We start from the raw sequence: 25030 nt of genomic DNA on the forward strand, positions 1-25030 counted from the left end.
GTGACCTGCTGAAAACGCTCAGTGCAGCCACACCACCAGCGCTGCGGCAAGCGGAAGGGTGGGCAGCACGCTGTCGATGCGGTCGAGAATGCCGCCGTGGCCGGGCAACAGCGTTCCGCTGTCCTTCACCCCGGCATGGCGCTTGACCATGGATTCAAAAAGATCTCCCACGACGCTCATCGCGGTATAGACGATGGCGATGAGGATCATGAGAGAAATGCTTGCCCGCGAGGCAATTGCAGGCACAAGGGCCCACAGCAGGATGGCGTAAATGACCACGGCCGCCACGGCGCCGATGGCGCCTTCCCAGCTCTTGCCGGGGCTGATGGTCGGCGCGAGCTTGCGGCGGCCGAAGGCGCGTCCAACGAAAAAGGCGGCGATATCGGCAATCCACACGGGCGCCAGCGCGGCCAGCAGCATCCACGGACTGACCTGGACGAGGAAGATCATGGCGATGCCGGCCGGAATGAACACGGTCGCGCCGATCAGATAGGCCACGTAGCCGGAGCCCAGCGGCATGAACAACTTCAGCAAGCCCGGGGCCGTCAGGATCCAGAACGACAGCGCGCACAGGAAGATCAGCATCAACAGCATGCCGCGGTTGACCGACGGGTCCGCCAGTCCATACCAGATCACGATCAGCGCGATGATGGTCTGGAACATCATGCCGCCCAGGCGTTCCATCTTGACGAGACGAGCCCACTCACCGACCGCCAGCCACACGATGGCACCGACGAGCAGGCCGAGGATTTTCACGGGCAGCGCGAAAATCGCAGCCAGCAGGGCGACAGCCAGAACGATGGCGGTCAGGACGCGGGATTTAAGCATGTTCGGCGGAGTCCGGATGTTTGTTGTTGTCTTCGACGAGTTGCTGGCTGGTTCGACCGAAACGACGCTCACGCTGCTGGAACGAACGGATGGCCTCGTCCAGTGCGGCATCGTCGAAATCCGGCCACAACTTGTCGGTGAAATAGAACTCGGTATAGGCCATCTGCCAGAGCAGGAAGTTGCTCACCCGCTCTTCGCCGCCCGTACGAATGAAAAGATCGGGCTCGGGGGCGTCGGCCAGTGCAAGGTACGGGGCCAGATCGTCTTCGGTAAAGCGACCACGCTTTTCCGGATGCGCCTCGACCATGCGATTGACCGCGTTGAGGATGTCCCAGCGGCCGCCGTAATTGGCGGCAATCGACAAGGTCAGTGCCGTATTACCGGCAGTCAGCGCTTCGGCTTCGCGCACCGCCTTGACGAGTTGATCATCAAAACGCGAAAGGTCGCCGATGATGCGCAGCCGCACATTGTTGCGGTGCAGGCGCGAAGCGGTGTCGCTCAGGACCTGCAGGAACAGCTTCATGAGAAAGGCGACCTCGTCGGGCGGTCGGCGCCAGTTTTCGGAACTGAAGGCAAACAGAGTAAGGTGTTCCACGCCCAACGCGATGCAGCGCTTCACCATGGCTCGCACCGTATCGACGCCGCGCTTGTGGCCGGCAATGCGCGGCAGAAAGCGTTTCCTGGCCCAGCGTCCGTTGCCGTCCATCACGATGGCAATGTGACGCGGCATGGCGCCGGCCGGAGGAATCTCGCGTGTAGAACTGATGAAACGCGACAAGGGCATGACGAGAACTCGGTGCTAGGCGGGCAGCGGCCGGCCGCATTGAACACACGGTGAGACGGCGACAGATGTCCGCACAGGCTCGCACGGACCTACAAAACAAATGCGGGCCGGACGCCCCGTCTGCGCAGACCTTGCGGCCCACACCCGGATTGCTTCCTGCCCGCCCGGTGCCTGTCGACACCCACCCCAACATCCCGCGTTGCCGATCCGCGATGAGACCCATCGTCGTCCGGCACGGGCGAGACTGGAACTATACCTGCATCAGTTCTTGTTCCTTCTGTGCCAGCAGCCGGTCGATCTCGGCGATCGACTTGTCGGTCAACTTCTGCACGTCGTCCTGCGCGCGGCGCTCGTCATCCTCGGAGATCTCCTTGGCCTTGACGGCATCCTTGAGCGCCGAATTGGCATCGCGACGCAGATTGCGCACGGCCACCTTGGCGTTTTCGCCTTCGCCACGCACAACCTTGATCAGATCCTTGCGACGCTCTTCAGTCAGCGCGGGCATCGGCACGCGCACCAGGTCGCCAACGGTGGCCGGGTTCAGCCCCAGGTCGGAATCGCGAATGGCCTTCTCGACCTTGGCAACCATGTTCTTTTCCCACGGCTGCACGCCCAGCGTGCGCGCATCGACCAGCGTCACGTTGGCGACTTGCGGGATCGGGGTCGGGTTGCCGTAGTAATCGACCATCACGTGATCGAGCAGACCCGTGCTGGCGCGACCGGTGCGCACCTTGCCGAGGTCGTTCTTGAGCGCCTCGATGGACTTCTGCATCTTGCCTTCAGTGGTCTTCTTCAACTCGGGAATCATCTTCCGCCCCTCAGATATGCACCAGCGTGCCTTCGTCCTCGCCCATCACGACGCGACGCAACGCACCCGGCTTGAAAATACTGAAAACCTTGATCGGCAACTTCTGGTCGCGGCACAGCGCAAAAGCCGTGGCATCCATGACCTGCAGGTTGCGCGAAATTGCTTCATCGAAATTGACCGTCGCGTAACGCGTGGCGGCCGGATCTTTCTTGGGGTCGGCGGTGTAAATACCGTCAACCTTGGTCGCCTTGAGCACCACCTCGGCGCCGATTTCCACACCGCGCAACGCGGCTGCTGTATCGGTCGTGAAGAACGGATTGCCCGTACCGGCGGCAAAGATCACGATGCGCCCTTCTTCGAGATAGCGGATCGCCTTGCCACGGATGTACGGCTCGACGACCTGATCACACTTGAGGGCGGACTGAACGCGCGCAGTGACGCCGGCAACGCGGAAAGCGTCTGCCAGCGCCATGGCGTTCATGATGGTGGCCAGCATGCCCATGTAGTCCGCGGTAGCCCGGTCCATGCCGGAGGCCGCACCGGCCATGCCGCGGAAAATATTGCCGCCGCCGATGACGATGCCGACTTCCACGCCCAGGCGGGAGACTTCGGCAACGTCGGCAACGATACCCGATACGACGCTTTGGTTGATGCCGTAGGCGTCGTCCCCCATGAGGGCCTCGCCCGAGAGCTTGAGCAGGATTCGTTTATAGGCAGCGGCCATGTGCTGGACCCCCCGCCTTAGCGCGCTTGAGCAGCGGCTTGCTGCGCAGCGACTTCAGCGGCGAAGTCGGTCACCTTCTTCTCGATGCCTTCGCCCACCACGTACAGGGTGAAGCTCGACACCGAGGCAGACTTCGACTTGAGCAACTGGTCGATGGTCTGCTTGTCGTCCTTGACGAAGGGCTGACCCAACAGGGTGACTTCCTTCAGGAACTTCTGCACCGAACCTTCGGCGATCTTTTCCAGCATCGCTTCCGGCTTGCCGGCTTCCTTGGCCTTTTCCAGGGCCACGCGACGCTCGGTGTCGATCAGTTCTTGCGCCACGCCTTCGGCGCTCAGGGCCTTGGGCTTGCTGGCGGCGATGTGCATGGCGATGTCGCGAGCCAGATCATCGGCGCCACCGACCAGGTCGACCAGCACGCCGATCTTGGCGCCGCCGTGGATGTACTGGGCCACCTGGCCCTTGGCTTCGATGCGGACGAAGCGGCGAACCGAGATGTTCTCGCCGATCTTGCCGACCAGCGCAACGCGCACGGCGTCGACCGTCGAGCCTTCCAGCGGCAGAGCCGACAGGGCTTCGACGTCGACCGGGTTCTTTTCCGCGACCAACTGAGCGACGCTCTTGGTGAAGGCGAGGAAGTCGTCGTTCTTGGCGACGAAGTCGGTTTCGCAGTTCACTTCGACGATCGCGGCCAACTTGCCATCGGCCGAAATATAGGTGCCGACCACGCCTTCAGCCGTGACGCGGGCTGCGGCCTTGCCAGCCTTGTTGCCCAGCTTGATGCGCAGGATTTCTTCGGCCTTGCCCATGTCGCCATCGGCTTCGGTCAAGGCCTTCTTGCATTCCATCATGGGTGCATCGGTCTTCGCGCGCAGCTCGCCGACCATGCTTGCAGTGATTGCCGCCATGCTAACTCCTGAATCTAGATTGAAATTCTTGGGAACGAGCCCCCAGGACGGGGGCCGCTCGCACCGCAACGCCCGGACGGGCGCCGCGGTACTGCAATGCTGTATTACTGCTGCTCAGCGCTGTCCTGCACTTCGACGAACTCGTCGGAAGTTGCAGCAACGAGGTCGGCCACGACCTGGCTCTTGCCTTCCAGCACGGCGTCAGCCACGCCTTGAGCGTACAGGCGGATCGCGCGCGACGAGTCGTCGTTACCCGGGATGACATAATCGACGCCGTCCGGCGAGTGGTTGGTATCGACCACGGCCACGACCGGGATACCCAGCTTCTGGGCTTCGGTGATGGCGATCTTGTGGTAGCCAACGTCGATCACGAACAGCGCGTCGGGCAGGCCGTTCATTTCCTTGATGCCGCCCAGGCTCTTCTGCAGTTTGGCCAGCTCGCGCTGGGTCATCAGGGCTTCTTTCTTCGACAGGCGTTCGATCGAACCGTCTTCGAACATCTGCTCCATATCCTTCAGGCGCTTGAGCGAACCCTTCACGGTCTTGAAGTTCGTGAGCATGCCGCCCAGCCAGCGCTCATCGACGTACGGCATGTCGCAGCGTTGCGCTTCTTCGGCCAGGATTTCGCGAGCCTGACGCTTGGTACCAACGAAGAGGATGGTACCGCGGTTGGACGCCAGCTTCTTCACGAAAGCCATGGCTTCGTTGTACTTCTGGAGGGTCTTCTCCAGGTTGACGATGTGAATCTTGTTGCGATGACCAAAGATATACGGGGCCATCTTGGGGTTCCAGAAACGGGTCTGGTGACCGAAATGGACACCCGCTTCCAGCATCTGACGCATCGTGACAGACATGTGTGTAACTCCAGTTACAAGGGTTTTGACCTCCGCCCGCGACGCTCCAGCCCTGCTTTGCAGTCTTGGCTGGAGCCTTATCGCCCCCATCTGGGAAGCGAACCCGGTAAATCGTGGGCGTGCGAATTAGCCGACCCGATAAACTCCGGATCGACTTAGCCCGCTAGTGTATCAGCGAGCAGCCCCTTCGCTCAAGTCGAAAACCTCAACCAAAGCACACTGATGACGGCCGCGACGATTGCCGCAGGGCCGCAAAAGCGCTAGCCTTGATCGCTTACCACAAAACTACGGAACGCGCCGCAGCATGGGCAGCATCAATATCAAAACCCCCGACGAAATCGCCAAGATGCGCGTAGCCTGCCGGCTCGCATCGGAAGTCCTCGACCATCTCACGCCGCATGTGCAACCCGGCGTGACCACCGAAGAGCTCGACCGACTGTCCAGCGAATACATGAAACAACAGGGCACCGTCTCTGCCACGCTGAACTACGCGCCGCCGGGATACACCCCCTACCCCAAGTCGATCTGTACCTCCGTCAATCACGTCGTCTGCCACGGCATCCCCAACAACAAGGCGCTCAAGCGCGGCGACGTGCTGAACATCGACGTCACAGTCATCACGCCGGACGGTTTCTTTGGCGACACCAGCCGCATGTTCATCGTGGGCGACGCCAGCATCCAGGCCAAACGACTGACGCAGGTGACCTACGAATGCATGTGGCAAGGCATCGGTCAGGTACGCCCGGGCGCACGCCTTGGCGACATCGGCCATGTCATCCAGAAGCTGGGCGAGTCGTCCGGCTATTCGATCGTGCGCGAATTCTGCGGCCACGGCATCGGCCGTAACTTCCACGAAGAACCGCAGGTGGTGCACTACGGCCGCCCGGGCACTGGCGTTGAACTGCGCGAAGGCATGATCTTCACCATCGAGCCGATGATCAACGCCGGCAAGGCGGCCATCTCCGAACTGCCGGACGGCTGGACGATCGTCACGCGCGACCGCTCGCTGTCGGCTCAATGGGAACACACCGTGGTCGTGACCGCCGAAGGCGTCGAAGTCCTGACCCTCTCGGCCGGCTCGCCGCCCCCGCCGGCATGGGTACTGGAACGCCCGGACATCAAGCTGGCCAGCGCCGTCGCTGCCTGAGGACTGCTGCATGAATGCCCCGGCCAGCGCGGAGATTCCCCGCACGAACCTCGCCGCCCTGCGCGCCCGCCTCACCGAAGGCCAACGCACGCTGCGCGCCGAATTCGAAGCAAGTCCGCGCCCGGCCCGGCTGTTGCATGGGCGCTGCAAGCTGGTCGACAGTGTCCTCTCCGAACTGTGGGCATTATGCGAATTGCCCGAAAGCGCCACGCTGGTGGCCGTGGGCGGCTACGGCCGCGGTGAGCTGTATCCGTACTCCGACGTCGATATCCTCGTACTGCTCGCGGACGAGCCGGACGATTCGCTGCGCCAGCACATCGAGCGCTTCATCGGCCTGCTGTGGGATCTCGGGCTGGAAATCGGCCACAGCGTGCGCACCATCGACGAATGCCTGTCCGAAGCATCCCGCGACGTCACTATCCAGACCAATCTGCTCGAATCGCGCCGCCTGACGGGTAGCGTGCCGCTGTACAAGACATTCACGCGCAGGCTGTGTTCCGACTTCGATTCCGAAGCGTTTTTCCACGCCAAGCGTGCCGAGCAGGAACAACGCTACAACCGCTTCAACCACACACCCTATTCGCTGGAGCCGAACTGCAAGGAAAGCCCTGGCGGACTGCGTGATCTGCAGGTGATGGTCTGGGTGTCGCTCGCGGCCGGTCTGGGCACGACCTGGAAGCAGATGGCGGCCAACGGGCTGATCAACGCCAGCACTGCGACAGAACTGCGCAGCGCCGAGCGCTTCATGCAACTCGTGCGCATCCGCATGCACTACATCGCCGGGCGGCGCGAAGACCGGCTGATTTTCGACTTCCAGGAAGCGCTGGCCCAATCCGCGGGCATCGCCGCCAGCGGCGGCAAGCGTGCCTCGGAACGCATGATGCAGCGCTACTACCGCGTGGCAAAGCAGATCACGCAACTCAACACCATCCTGCTGCAGAACCTTGCCACCCGTTACCAGCCGCTGGCCGCATGCCAGACGCGCCCGATCAACGAGCGCTTCCAGGCCGAAGGTGAACTGCTCGACATCGTCGACGACGAGGTTTTCGTCCGCCATCCGAGTGCGCTGCTCGAAGCCTTTCTGCTGATGATGCAGACGCGCGAGCTGCAAGGCATGAGCGTACGAACGCTGCGCGCGCTGTGGCGCGGCCGTAAGCTCATTGACGCCAAATTCCGGCGCGACCCGGTCAATCACGCGCTGTTTCTCGATATCCTGCGCGCGCCGCACGGGCAGACGCACGAATTCCGGCGTATGAACCAGTACGAAATCCTGGGCGCCTACATTCCAGCGTTCGGTCGTATCGTCGGGCAGATGCAGCACGACCTGTTCCACGTCTACACGGTGGATCAGCACATCCTGCAGGTGCTGCGCAATGTTCGCCGCTTTGCGCTCGAAGAGCACGCCCACGAGTACCCGCTGCTCACGCGCCTGTTCTCGGGCCTTGAGCGCCCCTGGCTGCTCTACATCGCGGCGCTGTTCCACGACATCGCCAAGGGCCGCGGCGGCGACCACTCCAAGCTCGGCATGGCCGACGCCCGCCGCTTCTGTCGCACGCATGATCTTTGGCGGGAGGACACCGATCTCGTCGTGTGGCTGGTGGAGCATCACCTGACGATGTCGCAAGTGGCGCAGAAGCAGGATCTTGCCGACCCAGAGGTGATCCGCAACTTTGCCAACCTGGTCGGCAACGAACGCCGGCTCACGGCGCTCTACATCCTGACCCATGCCGACATCCGCGGCACCAGCCCCAAGGTGTGGAACGGCTGGAAGGCCAAGCTCCTGGAAGACCTCTTTCTCATCACCCGCAAACTGCTACAGGGCGACACACCCGAGCAAGCGCAAGGGGTCGAGGAACGCCAGCAACAGGCACGGCAACGTCTGCGCTTCTTCGGCTTGCAGGATGGTGTCGAGAAAGCGCTCTGGAACGATCTCGATACCGTGTACTTCATGCGGCACGACGGCGAAGAGATCGCCTGGCACGCACGCATGCTGTACTACCGGCCCAATACCGATGTGCCGGTGGTCAAGGCGCGCCCCAGTCGCATCGAAGAAGGCTTGCAGGTGATGGTCTATACGCGCGACCAGAAGGATTTGTTCGCGCGGCTTTGCGGCTTCTTTGCCAAGCTTGGCTACAGCATCCTGGATGCCAAGATCCACACCACCAACCACGGTTACGCGCTCGACAGCTTCATCGTGCTCGATCCGGGCCACACGCCCGATTACCGGGATGTGATTGCCTTCATCGAACATGAACTGACTGAGCGCCTCACTCGCCAGGGCGAGTTGGACACCCCCTCGAACGGGCGGATTTCTCGCCAGTTGAAGCACTTTCCCATCGCGCCGGCCGTGTCGCTGCAGCCGGACGAACGGGGACAGCACTTCATTCTGTCGATCGTGGCCGCCGACCGTCCCGGCCTGCTCTACACGGTGGCCCGCACACTGGCCGAGCACGGCATCAACATCCATACCGCCAAGATCGCCACGTTGGGGGAGCGAGCGGAAGATACGTTCCTCGTGAGCGGTCCGGCGCTCGACCATAGCGGCCGCCTCGTGCAGCTCGAATCGGATCTCATCGAGCGTCTGCGCGTTTAACGCCTACGACCATCCGTCGAGCGGCAGGCTTTCCGACGGCCGGCGCGGCACTTCTGGCTGCGCGCGCAGTCCACGTCGCAGCCCCGACGGAGTCCCGAATGCGCCCCTCCTTTGCGCTGCGCCTTGCAGCCATTACCACCCTGCTCTACGGTATCGCCCACACTTGGGCGCTCTACACCATCCACGCCCGCGACAGCCTCGAAGGCCTCGTGCTGTACATGATGCGCAGCCATGACTTCGATTTCGGGGGCACCACTCACAGTTACTGGGACACGTACTTCGGATTCGGCCTGCTGGTCAGCGTGTGGCTTTTCGTTCTTGGCGTATTGGCCTGGCAGATGGGCTCCCTGGTCGAACGTGAACCCGCCCACGCGCGGCCGCTGATGCTCACCCTGCTCATCGGCTACGTCGCACTGTGCGTCGTCAATAGCCTCTATTTCTTCGCACTCCCGACCTTGCTGAGCGTGGCCATCACCATCCTCGTCATCGGAGCACTGCTTCGCTCCAAGCCGAAGCTGGCAACGGCGTCGGACTGATTCGCGGCGGCACGCGCAATCAAGGGCTGGAGCGCTTTCCTGCGGGCGGTGCCTTGGCCTTGTGATTCATCCTCGCCAACGCGGCCGAGCAATCCGCTGCCTGCTCGGTCGGGATATTCGTTAACGGCAGGATGGCCGTCGCTACCGGCGCCAACAAGGCCAACGCAACCGCGCCGCCTGCCTTGAGCGCCACCACCCCCGCATTGACCGATACCTTTGGGTCTCCCAGCGTGCCCTTGACGTACAACGGTGCGCGCAGCGACACGATGCGCACGCCCTTCTGCTCCGGCTTGATCGTGAAATCCAGTTGTTCGGTCTTGAAGTCGACCGCACCATCCACGGTGATGTAGGCATCCTCAGTGTCGAAGATGAAGTCGCGCGTGCGCGCCACGCCGTCCCGCACGGCAAAATCTCCTGCCAGGCAATTGAGTTTCACCTGTTTGTCGCCGAACAGCTTGGTGACGACGACGCTGCCGACGTTCAGCCCCGCGGCTTCCAGCAAGAACTTGCTGAAGCTGCCCTGATTGACGAGCAAACGCATCTCACCGTTCGAGCCTCCCAGCATCGAGGCCACCGAATCGCCCTGGGCCGATAGTGCAATATCGCCATTCACCTGCCCCACACTGCCCCGCATGCTGTCCACCTTCGGAAACAACTGCTTCAATTGCAGGCGGCGCACGTCCGCGCGCAACGTGGTCTTTATGGGCTTGGCGCCGGAATCGAGCGTGATCTTGCTGGTGAAATTGCCGCCCGCCATGGCGAAATCCAGAGGGTCGAGCGTCAGAACGCCATCCTTCAGGATCAGATGCGTGGTGAGCCGATCGATGGGCAGATTTTCGTCGCGCACAATGTGCTGCCCGGTAAAGCGCACGTCCGCGTCGATCTTGTCCCAGCGCTCGACACGGAAAGGCTCGTCCGGCAGCACCTTGCCCGGACGCTTTTTCTGCGGCGGCGCTTCACGCGCGGCTTTTTCGGCGTCCGAGTCTGCGCCGATCAACGGGCCCAGATCCTCGAAGCGCAGGGTCTTCGATAGCAGCGTGCCCGTCAGTTGCGGGCGCGGCTGCCGCGCGGCGAACTGGATGGTGCCCGACAAGTCGCTGCCGCCGACACGCCCCGTGAAATTCTCGTACTTCCAGGTACCGCCCTGGCTCGCGAGCGTTCCGATCAAGCGGCCCTGCGTCGTGTAGGGCGGCGTATCGGGCAGCGTGATGCCTGTCAGCGGATAGAGCTGCGACATGCTCACACCTGACACCTTCAGGCGCATGTCCAGCCCCGTAAGGTGAGCCGGATTGGACAAGGTGCCGGCCAGGTCGACGTGCGTCGAACCGATCTTGACCTTGCCCTCCACCGGAAACGGCCGGGACGGGTCCTGCAAGGCCAGCACCGCGCCGCCTCGCCCGGTACCTTCGATCGTGCCCTTGTGGTAGCGCCCCTTCACGGCAAAACCGATCCCGTAGGGCGCAGCGTCCGCCGGCAAGGTCTGCGCGGTGACATCGAACGCCATGTCGCCCTGCGCGTCGTCGTAGGTCAGATGCCCCTGGCGCAGGACGACATTCTCCACCTGGACGCGCCATCGACTCGGACCCGACGAGGCCTGCCGCGGCGTCAGCGTCCAGTTGTTGCGGCCATCCTTCAGCCGCTGGAGATTCACGTCGGGCGACGCAACGGCGATCTCTCTGAAGATCAGGTTCTTGTTGAGGAGCGGTACGGGCCGCAAGAGAAAGACCAGCGAGTCGACGCGCGCCATCAGCGGCTCGCTGGCCCACTGCGCGTTGCTCATCGTGACGTCGCGCGCTTCGAGGCGGGGCATGGGCACCCATCGCGCCAGGCCGATCTCGTTTGGCGAGGGGCGCGTCCAGTGCAGGGTCAAATCCCCATGGATGACCACCTCCCGGCCCGTGGCCTCCGAGACTTTCTCGCCAATCCAGCCGCGCGTGCGATTCCAGTCGAACGTGAGGATCACGACAACCGCCACGGCCAGCAATGCGATCAGCGTGACGACCAACCACAGCAATCCCTTGGCGATGGCGTGCGTGCGCATGCGCAGCCTCCTTTGTTGTTGCATCGGGGGAAGTGCGCAGATGGTCGCACGCGCCATACCTGGCGGATCGCGCGTGTCGGCCTTTGGACTACAGGACCGTGTCAGTCGTCCGGCTGCCCTGCCAATTCCGGGAACAGCACGTCGGTGAAACCGAAGCGAGAGAAATCTGTGATGCGCATCGGATAGAGAATGCCATCGAGGTGGTCGCACTCATGCTGCACGACGCGCGCATGAAAACCCTCAGCCACGCGCTCGACAGGCCTACCGAACTGGTCGAATCCGCTGTAGCGCAAGCGCAGGTAGCGCGGCACCACTCCGCGCAGGCCCGGCACCGAAAGGCACCCCTCCCAGCCCTCTTCCATTTCGTCCGAAAGCGGTTCGAGCACCGGATTGATGAGGACGGTTTCGGGCACGGCATGCGCTTGCGGATAGCGTGCATTCGACGCGAATCCAAAGATCACCAATCGCAGGTCCACACCAATCTGCGGCGCAGCGAGCCCGGCGCCCGACAAGTGCGCCATGGTCTCGAACATGTCGGCCACCAACGCATGCAGTTCCGGCGTGTCGAACTGTGTCACGGGCTGGGCGCGGCGCAGCAGGCGCGGGTCGCCCATCTTGAGAACTTCATGGATCATCGCGGTCTCCGGCTCAGCAATCCAGACACATGTGCTGCAGCACGTTATGCACCCGGGCGATGATGCCCTGTGCCGTCTGTGTCATGTTCTGCAGATGCACGCCGTTGCGGCTTTCTCCGCGACCGGCGGCGAAATTCACCACCATCGCCAGCGCTGCATAAGGCAATTCCAGTTCACGCGCCAGCACGGCTTCAGGCATGCCGGTCATGCCAACGATGTCGGCACCGTCGCGCTCATAACGATTGATCTCGGCGGCGGTTTCCAGGCGCGGGCCCTGCGTGGCGGCATAGATCGAACCATCGAACAAGGCTTCCCCCGCTTGCGCGCCGGCGCGGAGAATGCGCTGGCGAAGGTCAGCGTCATACGGCTCGGTGAAGTCGACATGCACGACCGGCGTATCGCCGCCATCGAAGAAACTGTTCTGGCGGTCCCAGGTGTAATCGATGATCTGATGCGGCACCACCAGCGAACCTGGAACGAGGTCGGCGCGAATGCCACCGACCGACGCCACGGACAGCACGGACTTGGCGCCGGCCTCGCGCAGCGCCCAGATGTTGGCGCGGTAATTGACCTTATGCGGCGGCACCGTGTGCCCGTAGCCGTGCCGGGCCAGGAATACGGTCGGCTGATCGCAGACATGGCCGAACAACAGGGCGCCCGAGGGCTCGCCAAAAGGTGTGCGCACGACTTCACGACGCTCCACCGCCAGGCTGGACAATTTCGACAGGCCGCTACCGCCAATGATTGCTAGCATCAGAATTCCTGTAATGAATGTTGCGCCATTCTAAAAGCCTGTTTGCGTTCTGTCGCGCGCCTGCCCGACACGCCGAAAAGGCCTTGTAAGGCCCGCGTGCGCTGAATCGTTTGGATACACAACGCGCCATTCGTGCCCGCTCCGCGTGGTAGAATGGAAAGCTTTTTCAAATCAACGGCCTCCCCCAACAACACATGACCCGCGCCATTCGCAACATCGCCATCATCGCCCACGTCGACCATGGCAAGACTACCCTCGTGGACCAGCTTCTTCGCCAATCCGGCACCTTCCGCGACAACCAGCAGGTTGCCGAACGCGTGATGGACAGCGGTGATATCGAACGCGAGCGCGGAATCACGATCCTGGCCAAGAACTGCGCCATCCAGTACGGCGACACCCACATCAACATCGTCGACACCCCGGGGCACGCCGACTTCGGCGGTGAAGTCGAACGCGTGCTGTCGATGGTCGACTCCGTGTTGCTGCTGGTCGATGCCGTCGAAGGCCCGATGCCGCAGACCCGCTTCGTCACCCGCAAGGCGCTGGCCCAGGGGCTCAAGCCGATCGTCGTGATCAACAAGATCGACCGTCCGGGCGCGCGTCCGGACTGGGTGATCAATCACACCTTCGACCTGTTCGACAAGCTGGGCGCGACCGAAGAGCAGCTCGACTTCCCGGTCGTGTACGCCTCGGCCCTGAACGGCTACGCCATGCTCGACGCCGACAAGCCGGGCACCGACATGAAGCCGCTGTTCGACGCCATCCTGCAACACGTGCCGCAACCCGAAGTCGACGCCGAAGGCCCGTTGCAGGTACAGATCTGCTCGCTGGACTATTCCACCTACATCGGCCAGCTCGGCATCGGCCGCATCAAGCGGGGCCGCATCCGCCCGAACCAGGAAGTCGTCGTCATGTACGGCGATGAATCGCGCGGCAAGGCCAAGGTCAGCCAGGTGCTGACCTTCCAGGGTCTGGAGCGTTCGGCGGCCGAATCGGCCGAAGCCGGCGACATCATCCTGGTCAGCGGTATCGACCAGGTCGGCATCGGCGTCACCCTGTGCGACCCGGAAAAGCCCGAAGGCATGGCCCCCATCGCGGTCGACGAGCCGACGCTGACGATGAACTTCATCGTCAACAGCTCGCCGCTGGCCGGTCGCGAAGGCAAGTACGTGACCAGCCGCCAGATCCGCGAACGCCTCGAAAAAGAACTCCTCAAGAACGTCGCCCTGCGCGTGAAGTACACCGACGACGCCGATGTGTTCGAAGTCTCCGGCCGTGGCGAACTGCACCTGACCATCCTGCTCGAAAACATGCGCCGCGAAGGCTATGAACTGGCGGTCGGCCGCCCGCGCGTGGTGTTCAAGGAAGTCAACGGCGAAAAGCAGGAACCGTACGAGATGCTGACGGTGGATGTCGAAGAAAACCACCAGGGCTCCGTGATGGAAGAACTCGGCCGTCGCCGTGGCGAACTGCAGGACATGCAACCGGACGGCAAGGGGCGCGTGCGCCTGGAATATCGCATTCCGGCGCGCGGCCTGATCGGCTTCCAGGGCGAATTCCTGACGCTGACGCGCGGCACCGGCCTGGCGAGCCACGTCTTCGACGACTACGGCCCCATGGCGGGCACGATGGCCGAACGTCGCAACGGCGTGCTGATTTCGCAGAACGACGGCGACGCCGTGGCCTACGCGCTGTGGAACCTGCAGGACCGTGGCCGCATGTTCGTCAGCCCGGGCGACCGTCTGTACGAAGGCATGATCATCGGCATCCACTCGCGCGACAACGATCTGGTCGTAAACCCGATCAAGGGCAAGCAACTGACCAACGTTCGCGCCTCCGGCAAGGACGAGGCCGTCACGCTGACCCCGCCGATCCAGCTCACGCTGGAATCCGCCATCGAGTTCATCGCCGACGACGAACTGGTGGAAATCACGCCGCAGAACATCCGCCTGCGCAAGCGCTACCTGAAGGAACACGAGCGCAAGCGCGCTGCACGCGCCGACGCCGAGTGATACCGCGCCATGCGGCTCACAACAAACAGAAAGGCCACCTCACGGTGGCCTTTTTTTGTGCGCTGACGCCGTTGCCGCTTACTTGCCCGCCAGGCGGTTGGCGATGTTCTGTGCGCGCTCGGCCGAGGGCGGGTGCGAATCGAACACGCTGCTCTGTCCATTGCCGAGCTTGGCGAGCTTTTCGAAGCCGGTCTTCAGACCCTCGCGCTTCATGCCGGCCTTCGTCAGCAGGTCGAAGGAATAGTTGTCGGCCGCCAGTTCCTGCGATTGCGAGAACTGCGCATTTACGAACGCCTCACCGATGTCGCCCAGTTGCGAATCCGTCAGCGCCCCGACCGAGCCACCGAACGAACCAGCCGCAGCACGTGCCGCCGCCGTGGCGTAGGCCACCTGCATCGCCTTGCGCGAGTGGCCCAGCGCCACGTGGCCGACTTCGTGGCCGATGACGCCGCGCACTTCGTCGTCGTTCATCATGTCCATCAGACCGCTGTAGACACGCACGCAGCCGTTGGCCATGGCCCAGGCATTCACGTCCTTGGTCATGTAGACCTTGTAGTTGATCGTCGCGCCATTGACCGAGGACGGCATGCCCTTCATCAGGTTGGCCAAGCGCACGGAGTATTTGTCCTTCGCGCCCGCCAGCTTGTTCGTCTTGTCCATCTTGGTGCACGAGTCATTGGTCAATTGCTGCATGTCGGCATCGCTCAACGTGGCAGCCTGCACGCCCATCATGCCGGCATTGAGCATGTTGTCGACGTTCATGCCGCCGCCCTTCTGCGCGCAACCGCCCAGCGCAAGCAGCGTGACAGCGGCAATGGCGGTCAGACCGCCGCGATTGATCTTCGAAAACTTCATTTCATTCTCCGCAGTGTTTGCTTGTATGTCGCCGGCCCGCCGGGCCGACGCAGCCGACAAGTATGCGGAGTGCGCCGCGCCGGCTCCTGCGACGCGGAAACGAAGTGGAAGGTCTTTGAACACAGTCATATATCGCCGTCCGGTAACGCAACCGGGGCTGTCAGACTGTATGAACGAATCGATGGGAGAGGTCGAACAGCTGCTAGATCGGTCTGCGCGCGAGCGTGGATTGGCCGAAGAGACTTTCAACCAGATCCACCGCCAGCCGCGCCGTGCGATTGCGTTCATCCAGCGCCGGGTTCAGCTCCATCACGTCGAGCGACGAAAGCCGCCCGCTGTCGGCGATCATTTCCATGCAGAGCTGGGCTTCGCGATAGGTCGGGCCGCCGGGCACAACCGTGCCGCCCCCGGGCGCAATGTCTGGATCGAGGAAATCGATATCGAAGCTGACATGCAGGTGCGTATCTTCATCCACGCCATAGAGCGCCCGCTGCATGACGGCGCGCATGCCGTATTCGTCGATGGCGCGCATGTCGTAGACCTCCAGCTCGGCCGCTTCGACCAGATGTCGCTCGCCGGAGTCCACCGAGCGAACCCCTACCTGGCAGATGGCTTCCGGCTTGAGCGCCGGCACCTCGCCCGACATGGCGACAAGCTCGTCCGGGCCGGCGCCGCACAGACATGCGAGCGGCATGCCATGAATATTGCCGCTGGGCGTCACCGATGACGTATTGAAATCGGCATGCGCGTCGAGCCACAGCACCACCAGGCGCTTGCCCTGGCGCCGACAGTGGCGCGCGGCGGCACTGATCGAACCGATCACGAGCGAATGGTCGCCCCCCATCAGCAAGGGCATGCGACCGGCGTCGTAGGCCGTCATGCAGGCATCGTGGATCAGGCGGTTCCAGGCAATCACCTCGGGCAGGTGGCGATAACCTTCCTGTGCCGGTTGCCACGGATTCTGTGGCCCGAACAGGTTGCCGGTGTCGCGCACCGCCATGCCCATGTCGGCCAGTGCCTCACCCAGCCCGGCCACGCGCAGCGCCTCGGGCCCCATCGAGCATCCTCGCGTGCTGGCGCCAACGTCACTCGGCGCGCCAATAAGATCAATGCCAATGACCATGCCCGTCTCCTCCCGCTGGCCCAACCCTGTCGCTCACCGGGCGACTCGGCTACGCGCTGCAAGGTAGTGCGCGGATCGTTGCCTGTCCAGCGCGGCGAACCGTAACCGCCGTCGATCAGTCGCGGCACGGCGCCGATTGCACCATACGCGTCCGTATGGTTTCATCGCATCTGATCTCGATCGGCACGACCTCCATGCGCGCATCCACCTTCAAACGGCTAGTCAACCTCTGGCCGCCCTTTCTCGTCAGCAGCATCCGCGTTCTCGAACTCGACGACGACTGGCGCCACGCCACCGTCCGCATGCGCCTGCGGCCGTGGAACCGCAATTACATGGGCGTGCATTTTGGCGGCAACCTGTTCGCCATGACCGACCCCATGTGGATGCTGTTGCTGCTGCATCGACTGGGCAAGGACTATTACGTGTGGGACAAGGCGGGCGAGATCGATTTCGTGGCGCCCGGCAAAGCGGATGTGTTCGCGCATTTCACGCTCGAAGAAACCGTGGTCGATGAAATCCGCACCGCGGCCGCCAACGGCGACAAGGTGCTGCATTGGTTCAGCGTGGATGTCGCCACCGCCGAGGGCGAAATCGTCGCGCACGTGCGCAAGCAGGTCTACGTCCGGCTCAAGCCGCATCGTCGCGAGCAATAGCAGACGCGTGGCAACAACATCACAGCGGCGTTGGCGCTCGTCCTTGGCAAGCGTGAATACTTGGCGCAGCGGGCGATGTTTACGCCGCGCCTTGCCAAAAAAGCTGCGTGCGTTTTCCGGGCGACGATATGACAATAGGAGCCCGACGACGCAACCGGAAAAACTGAACGCATGAGCGGAGTAGTGCGCGCGCTGGCAATGGCGCTCCTGTGGTGGGTATTGGCAAGCCTCTTTGCCCTGGCAATCTGGTCAGGCGGACTTGCCATGCTCGGCGACAGCGCGAACATGCGAATCGCCATCGGTCTTGCCGCAGGGCTGGGCGGCATGACGGGTGCGTTCGCCATACTGCATTGGGTCGTCAAACGGATGGAGCGCCGCTGACGGACCAATACTGAATCAGCCGCCAGCAAACAGGACTCAGCCACGGCGCAACCTTCATCGCGTGCAACGAGTGGAGCGCCTGCGCTGTCAAGCCGGTCGCGCCGTCTAGCCTCGGGACGGCAGCATCCTGCGCAGCACGTTGTCCTTGAGCACGTAATGGTGGAACAACGCCGCCGCGGCATGCAGCCCTGCCACCCAAAGAATGACGTCACCCAGCCAGCCGTGCAGTTCGGCAATCGTCGCGCCGAGTTCATGCGATGGCTGAATGGGCGGCGCAATCGTGACTGACTGCAGCAGCGTCAGCGGATGCCCCTCCAGCCATGCTCCGGATATTGCCGTCAGCGGCACGATGAACAGCAGTGCAAACAGGATGACCTGCACCGCCGAAGCGGTGCGCCGCATCCACCGAGCGCCGTCCTCCGGCGCTGGCCGCTTGTCCGCCGCCCGCCATAACAGCCGGATGACTGACAAGGCCAGCACGCACAGCCCGAGCGTTTCGTGCAGTTGCCGATCGAAATCGCGCGAGGCCGAATAGACCCGCGTTTCTGAACCGCCAGGGCCGTAGATGAATGCGACGAGCACCAGGATCGCCGTGAGCCAGTGAATGAGCTTGGTGGGGGTGCTGTATTGCGGGGAGGACATTCGGAAACCTCCGTGGAAGATGGACAAGCTTCGGCGTCCTGAACCGGAGCTCCATTCGGTCTGCATACCGCAGACACGTCCGCCATCCTAGTCCTTCACGCGTGACGATTCCATCGCCGATATCGAGGCCCACCGCCCCTGGCTGGCGCCGGCACCGCGCCTGCGTCGGTACGATAGCGGCAACCACGAAAAACGTTTGACGGATCAGAAAACACCGCTATAATGCTGCCTCTCCAAGACGACACGTCTTGCCTTGGGCGGTTAGCTCAGCGGTAGAGCACTGCCTTCACACGGCAGGGGTCACTGGTTCGATCCCAGTACCGCCCACCAAGGTTTCCAGCAGCACAATCAATACGTTACACATAGCAGTCTGCGTCATTGAAGACACTCAATGGCGCGGATGATCCATTGAGTCCGCGATATCCATCGACGTTCAATGACGCGGCCTTTGGCAACGCACCGCCCAACGCGAGCGTGTCCAACCCCGCGCAAGCTCACCGCGCCAGAACGCTCTATTCGGTCGCAACACTCCGTCATGGTGTTGCATGTCGTGCCGCTGCCGATGCCATTGGCGGACCTCATACATGACACGGCCGAGGCGAGGCCCTCACCGGCGATGTGTCGCGAGCGCTCAAGCAACTGCTGCCCGATGACAACGCCATCGAGCGCCGCGCGAAGTCAGCCGTACTACGTCGTTTCGGCGTCGAGAGCCTTCCGGCAATGGCACGGCGCGCGCACGTCGTCGTGCGGGCAACAGCACTGCGTGACCTGCTACGAAGCAGAGTCTGAGTGACCTCAGCCGCCACTCTGTGCTTGAATCCCCTCACGCTGGTTCCACCGAATTCGGTTCTGGAGAGGTCATGAAGTACGTGCGACGCTGGCAGGCCGCCATTGCGGCGGTGATCGCCCTGTCTTTCGGTCTGAGCTTTACCAAGACTGCGCTGAGCGGCGAACGCCCCACGGCGGGCAGTTGGATGACCGCGCCGCGACACTCGGCAGGCATCGCGCCCGACCCGCAGCAGAATGCACAGACAGCCATCGTTCAAGTCTATGTCGCCTCGACCTTCGGGTGGCGCGGCATGTTCGCGGTGCATCCGTGGATCATCTACAAACGCGCGAACGAATCGCACTACACGCGCTTCGAAGTCGTGGGCTGGGGCGGTTCGAACGTCGTGCGCCGCGACTACGCGATCCCAGACGGGCTCTGGTTCGGTGCGCAGCCGCAGCTCATCGTGGACCATCGCGGGCCGGCGGCGGGCGCCATGATCGACCGCATCGAAGCGGCCATCGCAAGCTACCCGTTCCCCCACATCTACCGCAGTTATCCCGGCCCGAACAGCAACACGTTCATCGCCCACATCGGCCGCGAAGTGCCGGAACTGGGCCTCGACCTGCCCGCCAACGCCATCGGCAAGGACTACCGGGCAATCACCAACCCCATCGGGCTGTCGCCCTCCGGCAGCGGAGTCCAGGCATCGCTGTTCGGGCTGTTGGGCCTGAGCGTGGGGCTGGAGGAAGGCCTCGAATTCAACCTGCTCGGGCTGGATTTCGGAATCGACCTGAACCGTCCCGCCCTTCGCCTGCCGTTCATCGGCCGCATCGGCTTCGACGACACGACGCGCAGGATCGACGACAGCAACGTCACGCCGAGCACCGCACCTTGATCGAGCGCTCGCTTTACGGAGCGGCCGCCATCTCCTGCTCCAGCAGTCGATACGCCGTCGGCGTGCGCACACGCCACGCGCCTGCGGCCAGGTCGCGAAAACTGCGGCGACAATAGTCTTCGACCGTCGCGCCCGCATCGTCGTCATCCATACGGGCGATGAAGGCAAGGTCGCTGCGAACCGCGCGCACACCATCGGCCAGGATGCGTCCGCCCTCGAGCCCGTCGCGTTCGAAGGCGCGCCACCGTCGCTCCACCTGTTCGAGCACCGCCGACTCGTTGCCGCGCCATTGCCGCAATTCGACGTCGATGAATGACGCCAGCGCGGGAAACTCGCTCACGCATTGATCGCGCAGCACCGTGCTGACGTGCTCGGTCATTTTGAGCATGCCGACAGCTTCAGCGAGATTGCCCGCGTCGTTGAAACGGCCGGCGCAGGCAATACCCGTCCATCCCGCCGCCAGCGAGGCGACGAGCAAAGAGATCATCGAGGTCATGTCAGGCTCCCGCCCGGCGCATCGCTGGCCGGGTCCGTCTCAGTGGGCTCAGGCGCTGACCGACAGGCGCGCACTGCTGGTGTAGCCGGACTCGTCGGACGCCCCGTAGGCGCGCACCAGTTGCATGATCTGCTGCAGCACCTTGCGGTCGGACTGGGCGTCGGTATTAGCGGAGCCGCTCGCGTCGGCGTTCGTCGTGCTCGACGATGCCTTGGTCTGTTGATAGGTCATCGCTTCGTCGAACGTCACCTTGCCGTCACCGTTGGTGTCCGCCGCATCGAAATTGGATGCCACGTCGCTCAACATCGAAGACAGATCGCCATCGGTGGACGACACATCTTCGGCAAAGCTGGTGAGCTCATCCTGCGTCATGCCGGTGTCGCTCTCATCCGATGGCGGAGGCGGCGGAGGCGCAAAGCCCCCTGCCGACATGGCCTGGTTCATGCGCGCGCCGTCGAGCTGGTCGGACAGCTTTTGCAGCGTGTCGGCCAGTTCGCTCTGCGTAACCTTGCCATCGCCGTCCTCGTCGATCGCGTTGAACACTTCCTCGGCGTCACTACTGCTCGATCCTGCGGTGGAACTGAGCGCGCTGGTAAAGCTCGCCTTGTCCAGGTATCCCTGCCCCGACGTATCGAGCTTCGAGAAGATCTCGCCCGCCACGTCGGACGCGCTCGGCTTCTGCCGGGCCTGCATCAATGAAGAGACGAGACTGCTGCTGATACTCGATACCGAACTGACCATGTCGTACTCCCTATCTTGCGCACGGCGCGCGATGCACCTGCTTATGCAAGATATCGGCCGAAACAGCCCTGTTTTCGGCTCCTGCAGCGTAAAACGGGGTAAATGTCGGTCAGCATTCCTTAACACTCAACGCCGTGTCCGCGTCCAGACGGCACGATGGCTCAATGCGCCCCGGTGGTCCGACGCATCGCCGGCAAGCCTTGCCGCCAGCGGCAAACACGCCATCGCCGCCCGCCGCCAGGCGTCGCGGCCTGCACACGGCAAACCTTGCCGATCGCGATAGCGGCATCCATTGCGCCGCCCTGGCCCCTCTCGCCGTCGGACACGCCGCCCGATATGATCGGCACGCTGCGCCGCCTCAGATGACCACCATGCCGAACATTCTGCTGATCGATGACGATCACGACCTGCTGGATATCCTTGCCAAGTACTTCCGCAACGAAGGCTTCACCGTAGATCTCGCTCACGATGGCGAGAGCGGCGTTCTCAAGGCGGTCAGCGGTGGCCATGACATGGCCATTCTCGACGTGATGATGCCCGGCATCGACGGTATTACCGCGCTCAAGTCGATCCGCGCGCGCAGCGACATACCCGTCATCATGCTGACCGCCAAGGGTGAGAACGCCGACCGGGTCGAGGGCCTCGAAGAAGGCGCGGACGACTACGTGCCCAAACCCTGCATGCCGCGCGAACTGGTGGCCCGCATCCGCGCCATCCTGCGTCGAGCGGGCATGCTGTCGTCGGAAGAAGAACCGCTGCGCTTCGGGCGGCTGGCAATGTGGCCGAGCAAGCGGCGCGTGGAATGGCACGACAGCGCGTTGCATCTGACCAGCAGCGAATTCAGCCTGCTCGAACTGCTGGCCCGCAACGTCGGCCGCCCCGTCAGCAAGAGCCTGCTGTCGCAGCACGGATTGAACCGCGCCTACACGCGCCATGACCGAGCCGTCGACATGCACATGAGCGCCATCCGCCGCAAGATCGACCAGATCGATCATGGCGGCGCGGCCATCCAGACCGTGTTCCGCCAGGGCTATCTGCTGGTGCGCGAGTAGCCATGGGGCGTCTGTTCTGGCGATTCCTGCTGTGGTTCTGGCTGGCGCAACTGGCATCCGTCCTCGGCGTGGGCATCGCCATGTGGGTACGCAGCCCTTCGTTCGCGCAACAACAGGGGAGCGAAAGCACGACGATGCGCGCCGTCACCAACGCTTTGCAGGCCGGCGGCGTACCGGCGCTCGCGCGCCTGCAGGACAATTGGCGCGCCGCTGGTCGTCCGCTGCCCCTGGTGCTCGATCGTTCGGGGCGCGATGTCCTGGGCCGTCCCGTGCCCGAAGACCTGCCGCCGCCACCCGACTGGCAGGCGCGCATGCAGAACGTGCGTGTCGGCAACGACGAATATCGCATCCTGCCGCGCCCCGGCCCCGGCATGCGCGGCGCGCATCCCCGGGCACACCACTGGTACGAATTGCCGCCCGAACCGCTGATTGCCGGCGCCGTCGTCAGCCTGATCTTCGCAGGCATCCTCGCGTGGCATTACTGGCGCCCCATTCGCAGCCTGCGCACCGCCTTTCGCGAAACCGCACGTGGCGCGCTGTCGGTACGGTTGGGGCCAACGCTGGGACGGCGACGGGATGAGTTCGGCGAACTCAGCCTCGAGTTCGACATCATGGCCGACAAGATCGGCAATCTCATGGACGGGCAACGCCGCTTGCTGCACGACGTGTCGCACGAATTGCGCTCGCCGCTGGCGCGCATGCAGGCAGCGGCCGACGTATTGCGCCAGCGTCCGCAGGAAGCGAGCGAACTGGCCGACCGGTTCGATCAGGAACTGATGCGCATGGACACGCTCATCGACGGCTTGCTCACCCTGTCGCGACTCGAAGCCGGCGTCGTCGATGCGATGGATGAAAACGTGTCCCTCACCGGGCTCATCGCGGGGATCGTGGAAGACGCCCGTTTTGAAGCCGGCGCCGCCGCGCACGGCATCACTTTGCGCACCGCACCGTCGCTCGTCGCCCGTGGCAACGGAGAACTCCTGCATCGCGCGCTGGAGAACATCGTCCGCAACGCCCTGCTCCACACCACGGGTGCGGTCCACGTGTCGCTCACGCAGGAGGGACACCGCGCCGTGTTGATCGTCGACGATGAAGGCCCCGGCATTCCGCTCGAGCGACGCGAAGCCGTCTTCGCCCCGTTCTACCGTCAGGGTCGTGCGGACGCCCCGCGCGGGCACGGTCTCGGGCTGGCCATCGCGCGACGCATCTTCGCCGCACATGGCGGCGACATAGCGCTGCTCGACCGTCCCGGCGGCACCGGCCTGCGGGTGCGCGTGCACCTGCCGCTGGCCGGCGCGGCCTGAACTCAGACCAGGATATCGATCACGCTACCGATACCGCCGACCACCGTACGAGCGGTGGACGCAACAGTCTGGGTGGCCTGCGTCACCCCATTCGCGATGGCCTTCTCGGTACTCGACAGGCCACTGCTCACTGAGTCGAGCGTATTGCCTACGCGGTGAAAAAACTGTGCGGCATTGGCTGCGCTGTTGACGATCATGCTCATGGCTGGCTCCTCATGGTGAGCGGACCGCGGTCCGCAGGGCAACCGGCGCTGCGCAAACGCAGGCGCCGGTCATCTTTCAATTTTGTTGAGCAGTTCTTGCACACTCTGTCGACACACTCCCTCGCGGGCCAACGGGCCACGAGGCGCACGCCCATCCACAGGGGCCGCGCCGTTCCAGGGAGTCATCATGAATCGAGCAATCTGCCTCGCACTGTGCACGTCCGTCGCCATGCAACTGGCCGCATGCAGTCTCTTCCCTGCCGCACCGGTGATCGACAAGCCGACGACGGCGCGGCCCACCGACTACGCGCCGCGCATCGTCAATCGCGGCGCCATCTACCAGGCATCGAACGCCATCATGCTGTTCGAGGAGCCCGTCGCGCGCTATGTCGGCGACGTGCTCACGATCGAGCTGGCCGAGTCGATGAAGAGCAGCACCAAGACCACCACCACGACGTCGAAAGAAGGTTCGGCCGCCGCCAAGGGACCGGGCGCGCTGGCGAGCATGACCGGCATACTCAAGGAGCTGTTCAATATCGATGCCGATACGTCCGCCTCGGCAAAGTTCGAAGGCTCGGGCAAGACCGAGACCACCGATTCGCTGTCGGGCACGCTTGCCGTCACCGTCATCGACGTGTTGCCCAACGGCAATCTGATGGTCGGGGGCGACAAGCGCATGAGCCTGTCGGGCAACATGACCACGTTGCGCTTCACCGGCGTCGTGCGGCGGCGCGACATCCAGCAGGGCAACGTCATCTCGTCCAAGAAAGTGGCCGATGCCCGCATCGAACAGGTCGGCCGCGGAGTGATCGCCGACGCCAACACGCTGGGCTGGATGCAGCGCCTCTTCCTCACCGTGCTCGATATCTGAGCACTCAGTAGTCATACAGCAGGGATTCGACAAGAGGGGCCAGCTTGGTGCTGGTGCTGGCCCATTTGTCGAAGCCCACACCCTTCATCTGGTAGTTGGCCTGCGACAACACCTTGTCGTCGCGGTACAGCGTGAGCGATGCGCTCGTCATGTATGGAATGAGCTGCTCGCGCAGCAGATGCCGATCCCAGTCGCGGGCGGCCGTGTAGTTGAGCGTGGCGTCGCAGCCGGCGGGGACCGTACCCGGCGAATACACGCGCGACGACACACCATACTTGCGCAACTCCGACTGCACCGAGGACAGGAAGTCCGGAATCGAGACCTGCTCGTTCCACTCCACGCACACGTTGGTGATGGCCAGACGCGGGTGCGCCATCTTCTTGTTCTCGGCCATGCTCGCAACCTCGCTCGCGCCCGAGAC

Annotated in this window: 26 protein-coding genes and 1 tRNA gene; 11 read left to right on the top strand and 16 right to left on the bottom strand. The window is 63.4% G+C overall.

Annotated elements, in window-relative coordinates:
- Positions 1-18: 18 nt before the first annotated feature.
- The 6 genes from ACDA63_RS13090 to rpsB form a co-directional block, all read right to left on the bottom strand.
- Positions 19-828 carry a phosphatidate cytidylyltransferase gene (locus ACDA63_RS13090; RefSeq protein WP_373663701.1) on the bottom strand — a complete coding sequence of 270 codons (810 nt, stop codon included), beginning with the start codon at positions 826-828 and terminating at the stop codon, positions 19-21.
- Positions 821-1612 (bottom strand): polyprenyl diphosphate synthase, encoded by a 792-nt coding sequence (gene uppS, locus ACDA63_RS13095; RefSeq protein ID WP_373663702.1) that lies wholly within the window; start codon positions 1610-1612, stop codon positions 821-823. The genes ACDA63_RS13090 and uppS overlap by 8 nt, the downstream gene beginning before the upstream one ends.
- 250 nt (positions 1613-1862) lie before the next feature.
- A complete protein-coding gene (gene frr / locus ACDA63_RS13100) occupies positions 1863-2420 on the bottom strand; it encodes a ribosome recycling factor (protein ID WP_373663703.1) in 558 nt (185 codons plus the stop codon).
- 10 nt (positions 2421-2430) lie between these two features.
- Positions 2431-3144: a UMP kinase gene (pyrH, locus tag ACDA63_RS13105; RefSeq protein ID WP_373663704.1), complete on the bottom strand. Its 714-nt coding sequence runs from the start codon at positions 3142-3144 to the stop codon at positions 2431-2433.
- A 17-nt stretch (positions 3145-3161) separates the two neighbouring features.
- Positions 3162-4052, bottom strand: coding sequence for a translation elongation factor Ts (gene tsf, locus ACDA63_RS13110; protein ID WP_373663705.1), 891 nt, complete (start codon positions 4050-4052; stop codon positions 3162-3164).
- 104 nt (positions 4053-4156) lie between these two features.
- Entirely contained in the window at positions 4157-4906 is a 750-nt protein-coding gene (rpsB, locus tag ACDA63_RS13115) for a 30S ribosomal protein S2 (RefSeq protein WP_373663706.1), read from the bottom strand.
- A 238-nt stretch (positions 4907-5144) separates the two neighbouring features.
- Between rpsB and map the strand changes: the two genes are divergently transcribed.
- From map to ACDA63_RS13130, 3 genes are all read left to right on the top strand, one after another.
- Complete coding sequence (gene map / locus ACDA63_RS13120) at positions 5145-6053, top strand: type I methionyl aminopeptidase (RefSeq protein WP_373663707.1); 909 nt, start codon at positions 5145-5147, stop codon at positions 6051-6053.
- A 10-nt stretch (positions 6054-6063) separates the two neighbouring features.
- On the top strand, positions 6064-8646 hold the full coding sequence (locus ACDA63_RS13125) for a [protein-PII] uridylyltransferase (protein WP_373663708.1): 2583 nt from the start codon (positions 6064-6066) through the stop codon (positions 8644-8646).
- 98 nt (positions 8647-8744) lie between these two features.
- Positions 8745-9182: a hypothetical protein gene (locus tag ACDA63_RS13130; RefSeq protein WP_373663709.1), complete on the top strand. Its 438-nt coding sequence runs from the start codon at positions 8745-8747 to the stop codon at positions 9180-9182.
- Positions 9183-9201: 19 nt separating this feature from the next.
- On the opposite strand, the gene ACDA63_RS13135 is transcribed toward ACDA63_RS13130, so the two are convergent.
- The 3 genes from ACDA63_RS13135 to ACDA63_RS13145 all read right to left on the bottom strand — a co-directional run bounded on the left by ACDA63_RS13135 (position 9202) and on the right by ACDA63_RS13145 (position 12612).
- On the bottom strand, positions 9202-11223 hold the full coding sequence (locus tag ACDA63_RS13135) for an AsmA family protein (RefSeq protein ID WP_373663710.1): 2022 nt from the start codon (positions 11221-11223) through the stop codon (positions 9202-9204).
- Between the two features lie 101 nt (positions 11224-11324).
- Positions 11325-11858 (bottom strand): peptide deformylase, encoded by a 534-nt coding sequence (gene def / locus ACDA63_RS13140; protein WP_373663711.1) that lies wholly within the window; start codon positions 11856-11858, stop codon positions 11325-11327.
- 13 nt (positions 11859-11871) lie between these two features.
- The gene (locus ACDA63_RS13145; RefSeq protein ID WP_373663712.1) at positions 11872-12612 is read right to left on the bottom strand and encodes an S-methyl-5'-thioinosine phosphorylase; all 741 of its coding nucleotides are present in this window, start codon (positions 12610-12612) and stop codon (positions 11872-11874) included.
- Between the two features lie 194 nt (positions 12613-12806).
- Here ACDA63_RS13145 and typA point away from each other — a divergent pair, with 194 nt between their 5' ends.
- Complete coding sequence (gene typA, locus ACDA63_RS13150) at positions 12807-14624, top strand: translational GTPase TypA (RefSeq protein WP_373663713.1); 1818 nt, start codon at positions 12807-12809, stop codon at positions 14622-14624.
- Between the two features lie 78 nt (positions 14625-14702).
- Here the strand turns inward: typA and ACDA63_RS13155 are convergent, their stop codons facing one another.
- Together ACDA63_RS13155 and rocF are read right to left on the bottom strand one after the other, a co-directional pair.
- Positions 14703-15479, bottom strand: a complete 777-nt coding sequence (locus ACDA63_RS13155; RefSeq protein ID WP_373663714.1) for a M48 family metallopeptidase — start codon at positions 15477-15479, stop codon at positions 14703-14705.
- A gap of 202 nt (positions 15480-15681) precedes the next feature.
- Positions 15682-16602, bottom strand: coding sequence for an arginase (gene rocF, locus ACDA63_RS13160; protein WP_373663715.1), 921 nt, complete (start codon positions 16600-16602; stop codon positions 15682-15684).
- 155 nt (positions 16603-16757) lie between these two features.
- Here rocF and ACDA63_RS13165 point away from each other — a divergent pair, with 155 nt between their 5' ends.
- Together ACDA63_RS13165 and ACDA63_RS13170 are read left to right on the top strand one after the other, a co-directional pair.
- Entirely contained in the window at positions 16758-17255 is a 498-nt protein-coding gene (locus ACDA63_RS13165) for a DUF4442 domain-containing protein (RefSeq protein ID WP_373663716.1), read from the top strand.
- A gap of 171 nt (positions 17256-17426) precedes the next feature.
- On the top strand, positions 17427-17636 hold the full coding sequence (locus ACDA63_RS13170) for a hypothetical protein (protein ID WP_373663717.1): 210 nt from the start codon (positions 17427-17429) through the stop codon (positions 17634-17636).
- Positions 17637-17741: 105 nt separating this feature from the next.
- Here ACDA63_RS13170 and ACDA63_RS13175 read toward each other — a convergent pair whose 3' ends face one another.
- Complete coding sequence (locus ACDA63_RS13175) at positions 17742-18278, bottom strand: cytochrome b (RefSeq protein ID WP_373663718.1); 537 nt, start codon at positions 18276-18278, stop codon at positions 17742-17744.
- Positions 18279-18533: 255 nt separating this feature from the next.
- Here ACDA63_RS13175 and ACDA63_RS13180 point away from each other — a divergent pair.
- Both ACDA63_RS13180 and ACDA63_RS13185 read left to right on the top strand, forming a co-directional pair.
- A tRNA-Val gene (locus ACDA63_RS13180) sits at positions 18534-18608 on the top strand.
- Positions 18609-19138: 530 nt separating this feature from the next.
- Entirely contained in the window at positions 19139-19942 is an 804-nt protein-coding gene (locus ACDA63_RS13185; RefSeq protein WP_373663719.1) for a DUF3750 domain-containing protein, read from the top strand.
- Between the two features lie 13 nt (positions 19943-19955).
- Here the strand turns inward: ACDA63_RS13185 and ACDA63_RS13190 are convergent, their stop codons facing one another.
- Positions 19956-20438, bottom strand: a complete 483-nt coding sequence (locus tag ACDA63_RS13190; RefSeq protein WP_373663720.1) for a hypothetical protein — start codon at positions 20436-20438, stop codon at positions 19956-19958.
- A 48-nt stretch (positions 20439-20486) separates the two neighbouring features.
- Positions 20487-21179, bottom strand: coding sequence for an EF-hand domain-containing protein (locus ACDA63_RS13195; RefSeq protein ID WP_373663721.1), 693 nt, complete (start codon positions 21177-21179; stop codon positions 20487-20489).
- A 371-nt stretch (positions 21180-21550) separates the two neighbouring features.
- On the opposite strand from ACDA63_RS13195, the gene ACDA63_RS13200 reads away from it, so the two are divergent.
- Together ACDA63_RS13200 and ACDA63_RS13205 are read left to right on the top strand one after the other, a co-directional pair.
- Positions 21551-22231: a response regulator transcription factor gene (locus ACDA63_RS13200; RefSeq protein WP_373663722.1), complete on the top strand. Its 681-nt coding sequence runs from the start codon at positions 21551-21553 to the stop codon at positions 22229-22231.
- A gap of 2 nt (positions 22232-22233) precedes the next feature.
- Positions 22234-23535, top strand: a complete 1302-nt coding sequence (locus tag ACDA63_RS13205) for an ATP-binding protein (protein ID WP_373663723.1) — start codon at positions 22234-22236, stop codon at positions 23533-23535.
- A 2-nt stretch (positions 23536-23537) separates the two neighbouring features.
- Here ACDA63_RS13205 and ACDA63_RS13210 read toward each other — a convergent pair whose 3' ends face one another.
- Positions 23538-23738, bottom strand: coding sequence for a hypothetical protein (locus ACDA63_RS13210; protein WP_373663724.1), 201 nt, complete (start codon positions 23736-23738; stop codon positions 23538-23540).
- Between the two features lie 187 nt (positions 23739-23925).
- Between ACDA63_RS13210 and ACDA63_RS13215 the strand changes: the two genes are divergently transcribed.
- Positions 23926-24609, top strand: coding sequence for a flagellar basal body L-ring protein FlgH (locus tag ACDA63_RS13215; protein ID WP_373663725.1), 684 nt, complete (start codon positions 23926-23928; stop codon positions 24607-24609).
- Positions 24610-24613: 4 nt separating this feature from the next.
- Here ACDA63_RS13215 and ACDA63_RS13220 read toward each other — a convergent pair whose 3' ends face one another.
- Positions 24614-25003 (bottom strand): hypothetical protein, encoded by a 390-nt coding sequence (locus tag ACDA63_RS13220; protein WP_373663726.1) that lies wholly within the window; start codon positions 25001-25003, stop codon positions 24614-24616.
- Positions 25004-25030 lie beyond the last annotated feature (27 nt).

The organism is Uliginosibacterium sp. sgz301328 (assembly GCF_041807905.1).
In the GTDB taxonomy this organism is placed as follows: domain Bacteria; phylum Pseudomonadota; class Gammaproteobacteria; order Burkholderiales; family Rhodocyclaceae; genus JBGVSA01.

Coding starts and splice junctions, on each gene's coding strand:
- typA (WP_373663713.1), top strand. CDS start 12,807: ATGACCCGCGCCATTCGCAACATCGCCATCATCGCCCACGTCGACCAT.
- ACDA63_RS13210 (WP_373663724.1), bottom strand. CDS start 23,738: ATGAGCATGATCGTCAACAGCGCAGCCAATGCCGCACAGTTTTTTCAC.
- ACDA63_RS13190 (WP_373663720.1), bottom strand. CDS start 20,438: ATGACCTCGATGATCTCTTTGCTCGTCGCCTCGCTGGCGGCGGGATGG.
- ACDA63_RS13175 (WP_373663718.1), bottom strand. CDS start 18,278: ATGTCCTCCCCGCAATACAGCACCCCCACCAAGCTCATTCACTGGCTC.
- ACDA63_RS13195 (WP_373663721.1), bottom strand. CDS start 21,179: ATGGTCAGTTCGGTATCGAGTATCAGCAGCAGTCTCGTCTCTTCATTG.
- rocF (WP_373663715.1), bottom strand. CDS start 16,602: ATGGTCATTGGCATTGATCTTATTGGCGCGCCGAGTGACGTTGGCGCC.
- ACDA63_RS13135 (WP_373663710.1), bottom strand. CDS start 11,223: ATGCGCACGCACGCCATCGCCAAGGGATTGCTGTGGTTGGTCGTCACG.
- ACDA63_RS13130 (WP_373663709.1), top strand. CDS start 8,745: ATGCGCCCCTCCTTTGCGCTGCGCCTTGCAGCCATTACCACCCTGCTC.
- ACDA63_RS13170 (WP_373663717.1), top strand. CDS start 17,427: ATGAGCGGAGTAGTGCGCGCGCTGGCAATGGCGCTCCTGTGGTGGGTA.
- ACDA63_RS13090 (WP_373663701.1), bottom strand. CDS start 828: ATGCTTAAATCCCGCGTCCTGACCGCCATCGTTCTGGCTGTCGCCCTG.
- ACDA63_RS13220 (WP_373663726.1), bottom strand. CDS start 25,003: ATGGCCGAGAACAAGAAGATGGCGCACCCGCGTCTGGCCATCACCAAC.
- ACDA63_RS13185 (WP_373663719.1), top strand. CDS start 19,139: ATGAAGTACGTGCGACGCTGGCAGGCCGCCATTGCGGCGGTGATCGCC.
- ACDA63_RS13200 (WP_373663722.1), top strand. CDS start 21,551: ATGCCGAACATTCTGCTGATCGATGACGATCACGACCTGCTGGATATC.
- uppS (WP_373663702.1), bottom strand. CDS start 1,612: ATGCCCTTGTCGCGTTTCATCAGTTCTACACGCGAGATTCCTCCGGCC.
- ACDA63_RS13205 (WP_373663723.1), top strand. CDS start 22,234: ATGGGGCGTCTGTTCTGGCGATTCCTGCTGTGGTTCTGGCTGGCGCAA.
- tsf (WP_373663705.1), bottom strand. CDS start 4,052: ATGGCGGCAATCACTGCAAGCATGGTCGGCGAGCTGCGCGCGAAGACC.
- rpsB (WP_373663706.1), bottom strand. CDS start 4,906: ATGTCTGTCACGATGCGTCAGATGCTGGAAGCGGGTGTCCATTTCGGT.
- ACDA63_RS13145 (WP_373663712.1), bottom strand. CDS start 12,612: ATGCTAGCAATCATTGGCGGTAGCGGCCTGTCGAAATTGTCCAGCCTG.
- frr (WP_373663703.1), bottom strand. CDS start 2,420: ATGATTCCCGAGTTGAAGAAGACCACTGAAGGCAAGATGCAGAAGTCC.
- ACDA63_RS13215 (WP_373663725.1), top strand. CDS start 23,926: ATGAATCGAGCAATCTGCCTCGCACTGTGCACGTCCGTCGCCATGCAA.
- ACDA63_RS13165 (WP_373663716.1), top strand. CDS start 16,758: ATGGTTTCATCGCATCTGATCTCGATCGGCACGACCTCCATGCGCGCA.
- ACDA63_RS13155 (WP_373663714.1), bottom strand. CDS start 15,479: ATGAAGTTTTCGAAGATCAATCGCGGCGGTCTGACCGCCATTGCCGCT.
- ACDA63_RS13125 (WP_373663708.1), top strand. CDS start 6,064: ATGAATGCCCCGGCCAGCGCGGAGATTCCCCGCACGAACCTCGCCGCC.
- pyrH (WP_373663704.1), bottom strand. CDS start 3,144: ATGGCCGCTGCCTATAAACGAATCCTGCTCAAGCTCTCGGGCGAGGCC.
- def (WP_373663711.1), bottom strand. CDS start 11,858: ATGATCCATGAAGTTCTCAAGATGGGCGACCCGCGCCTGCTGCGCCGC.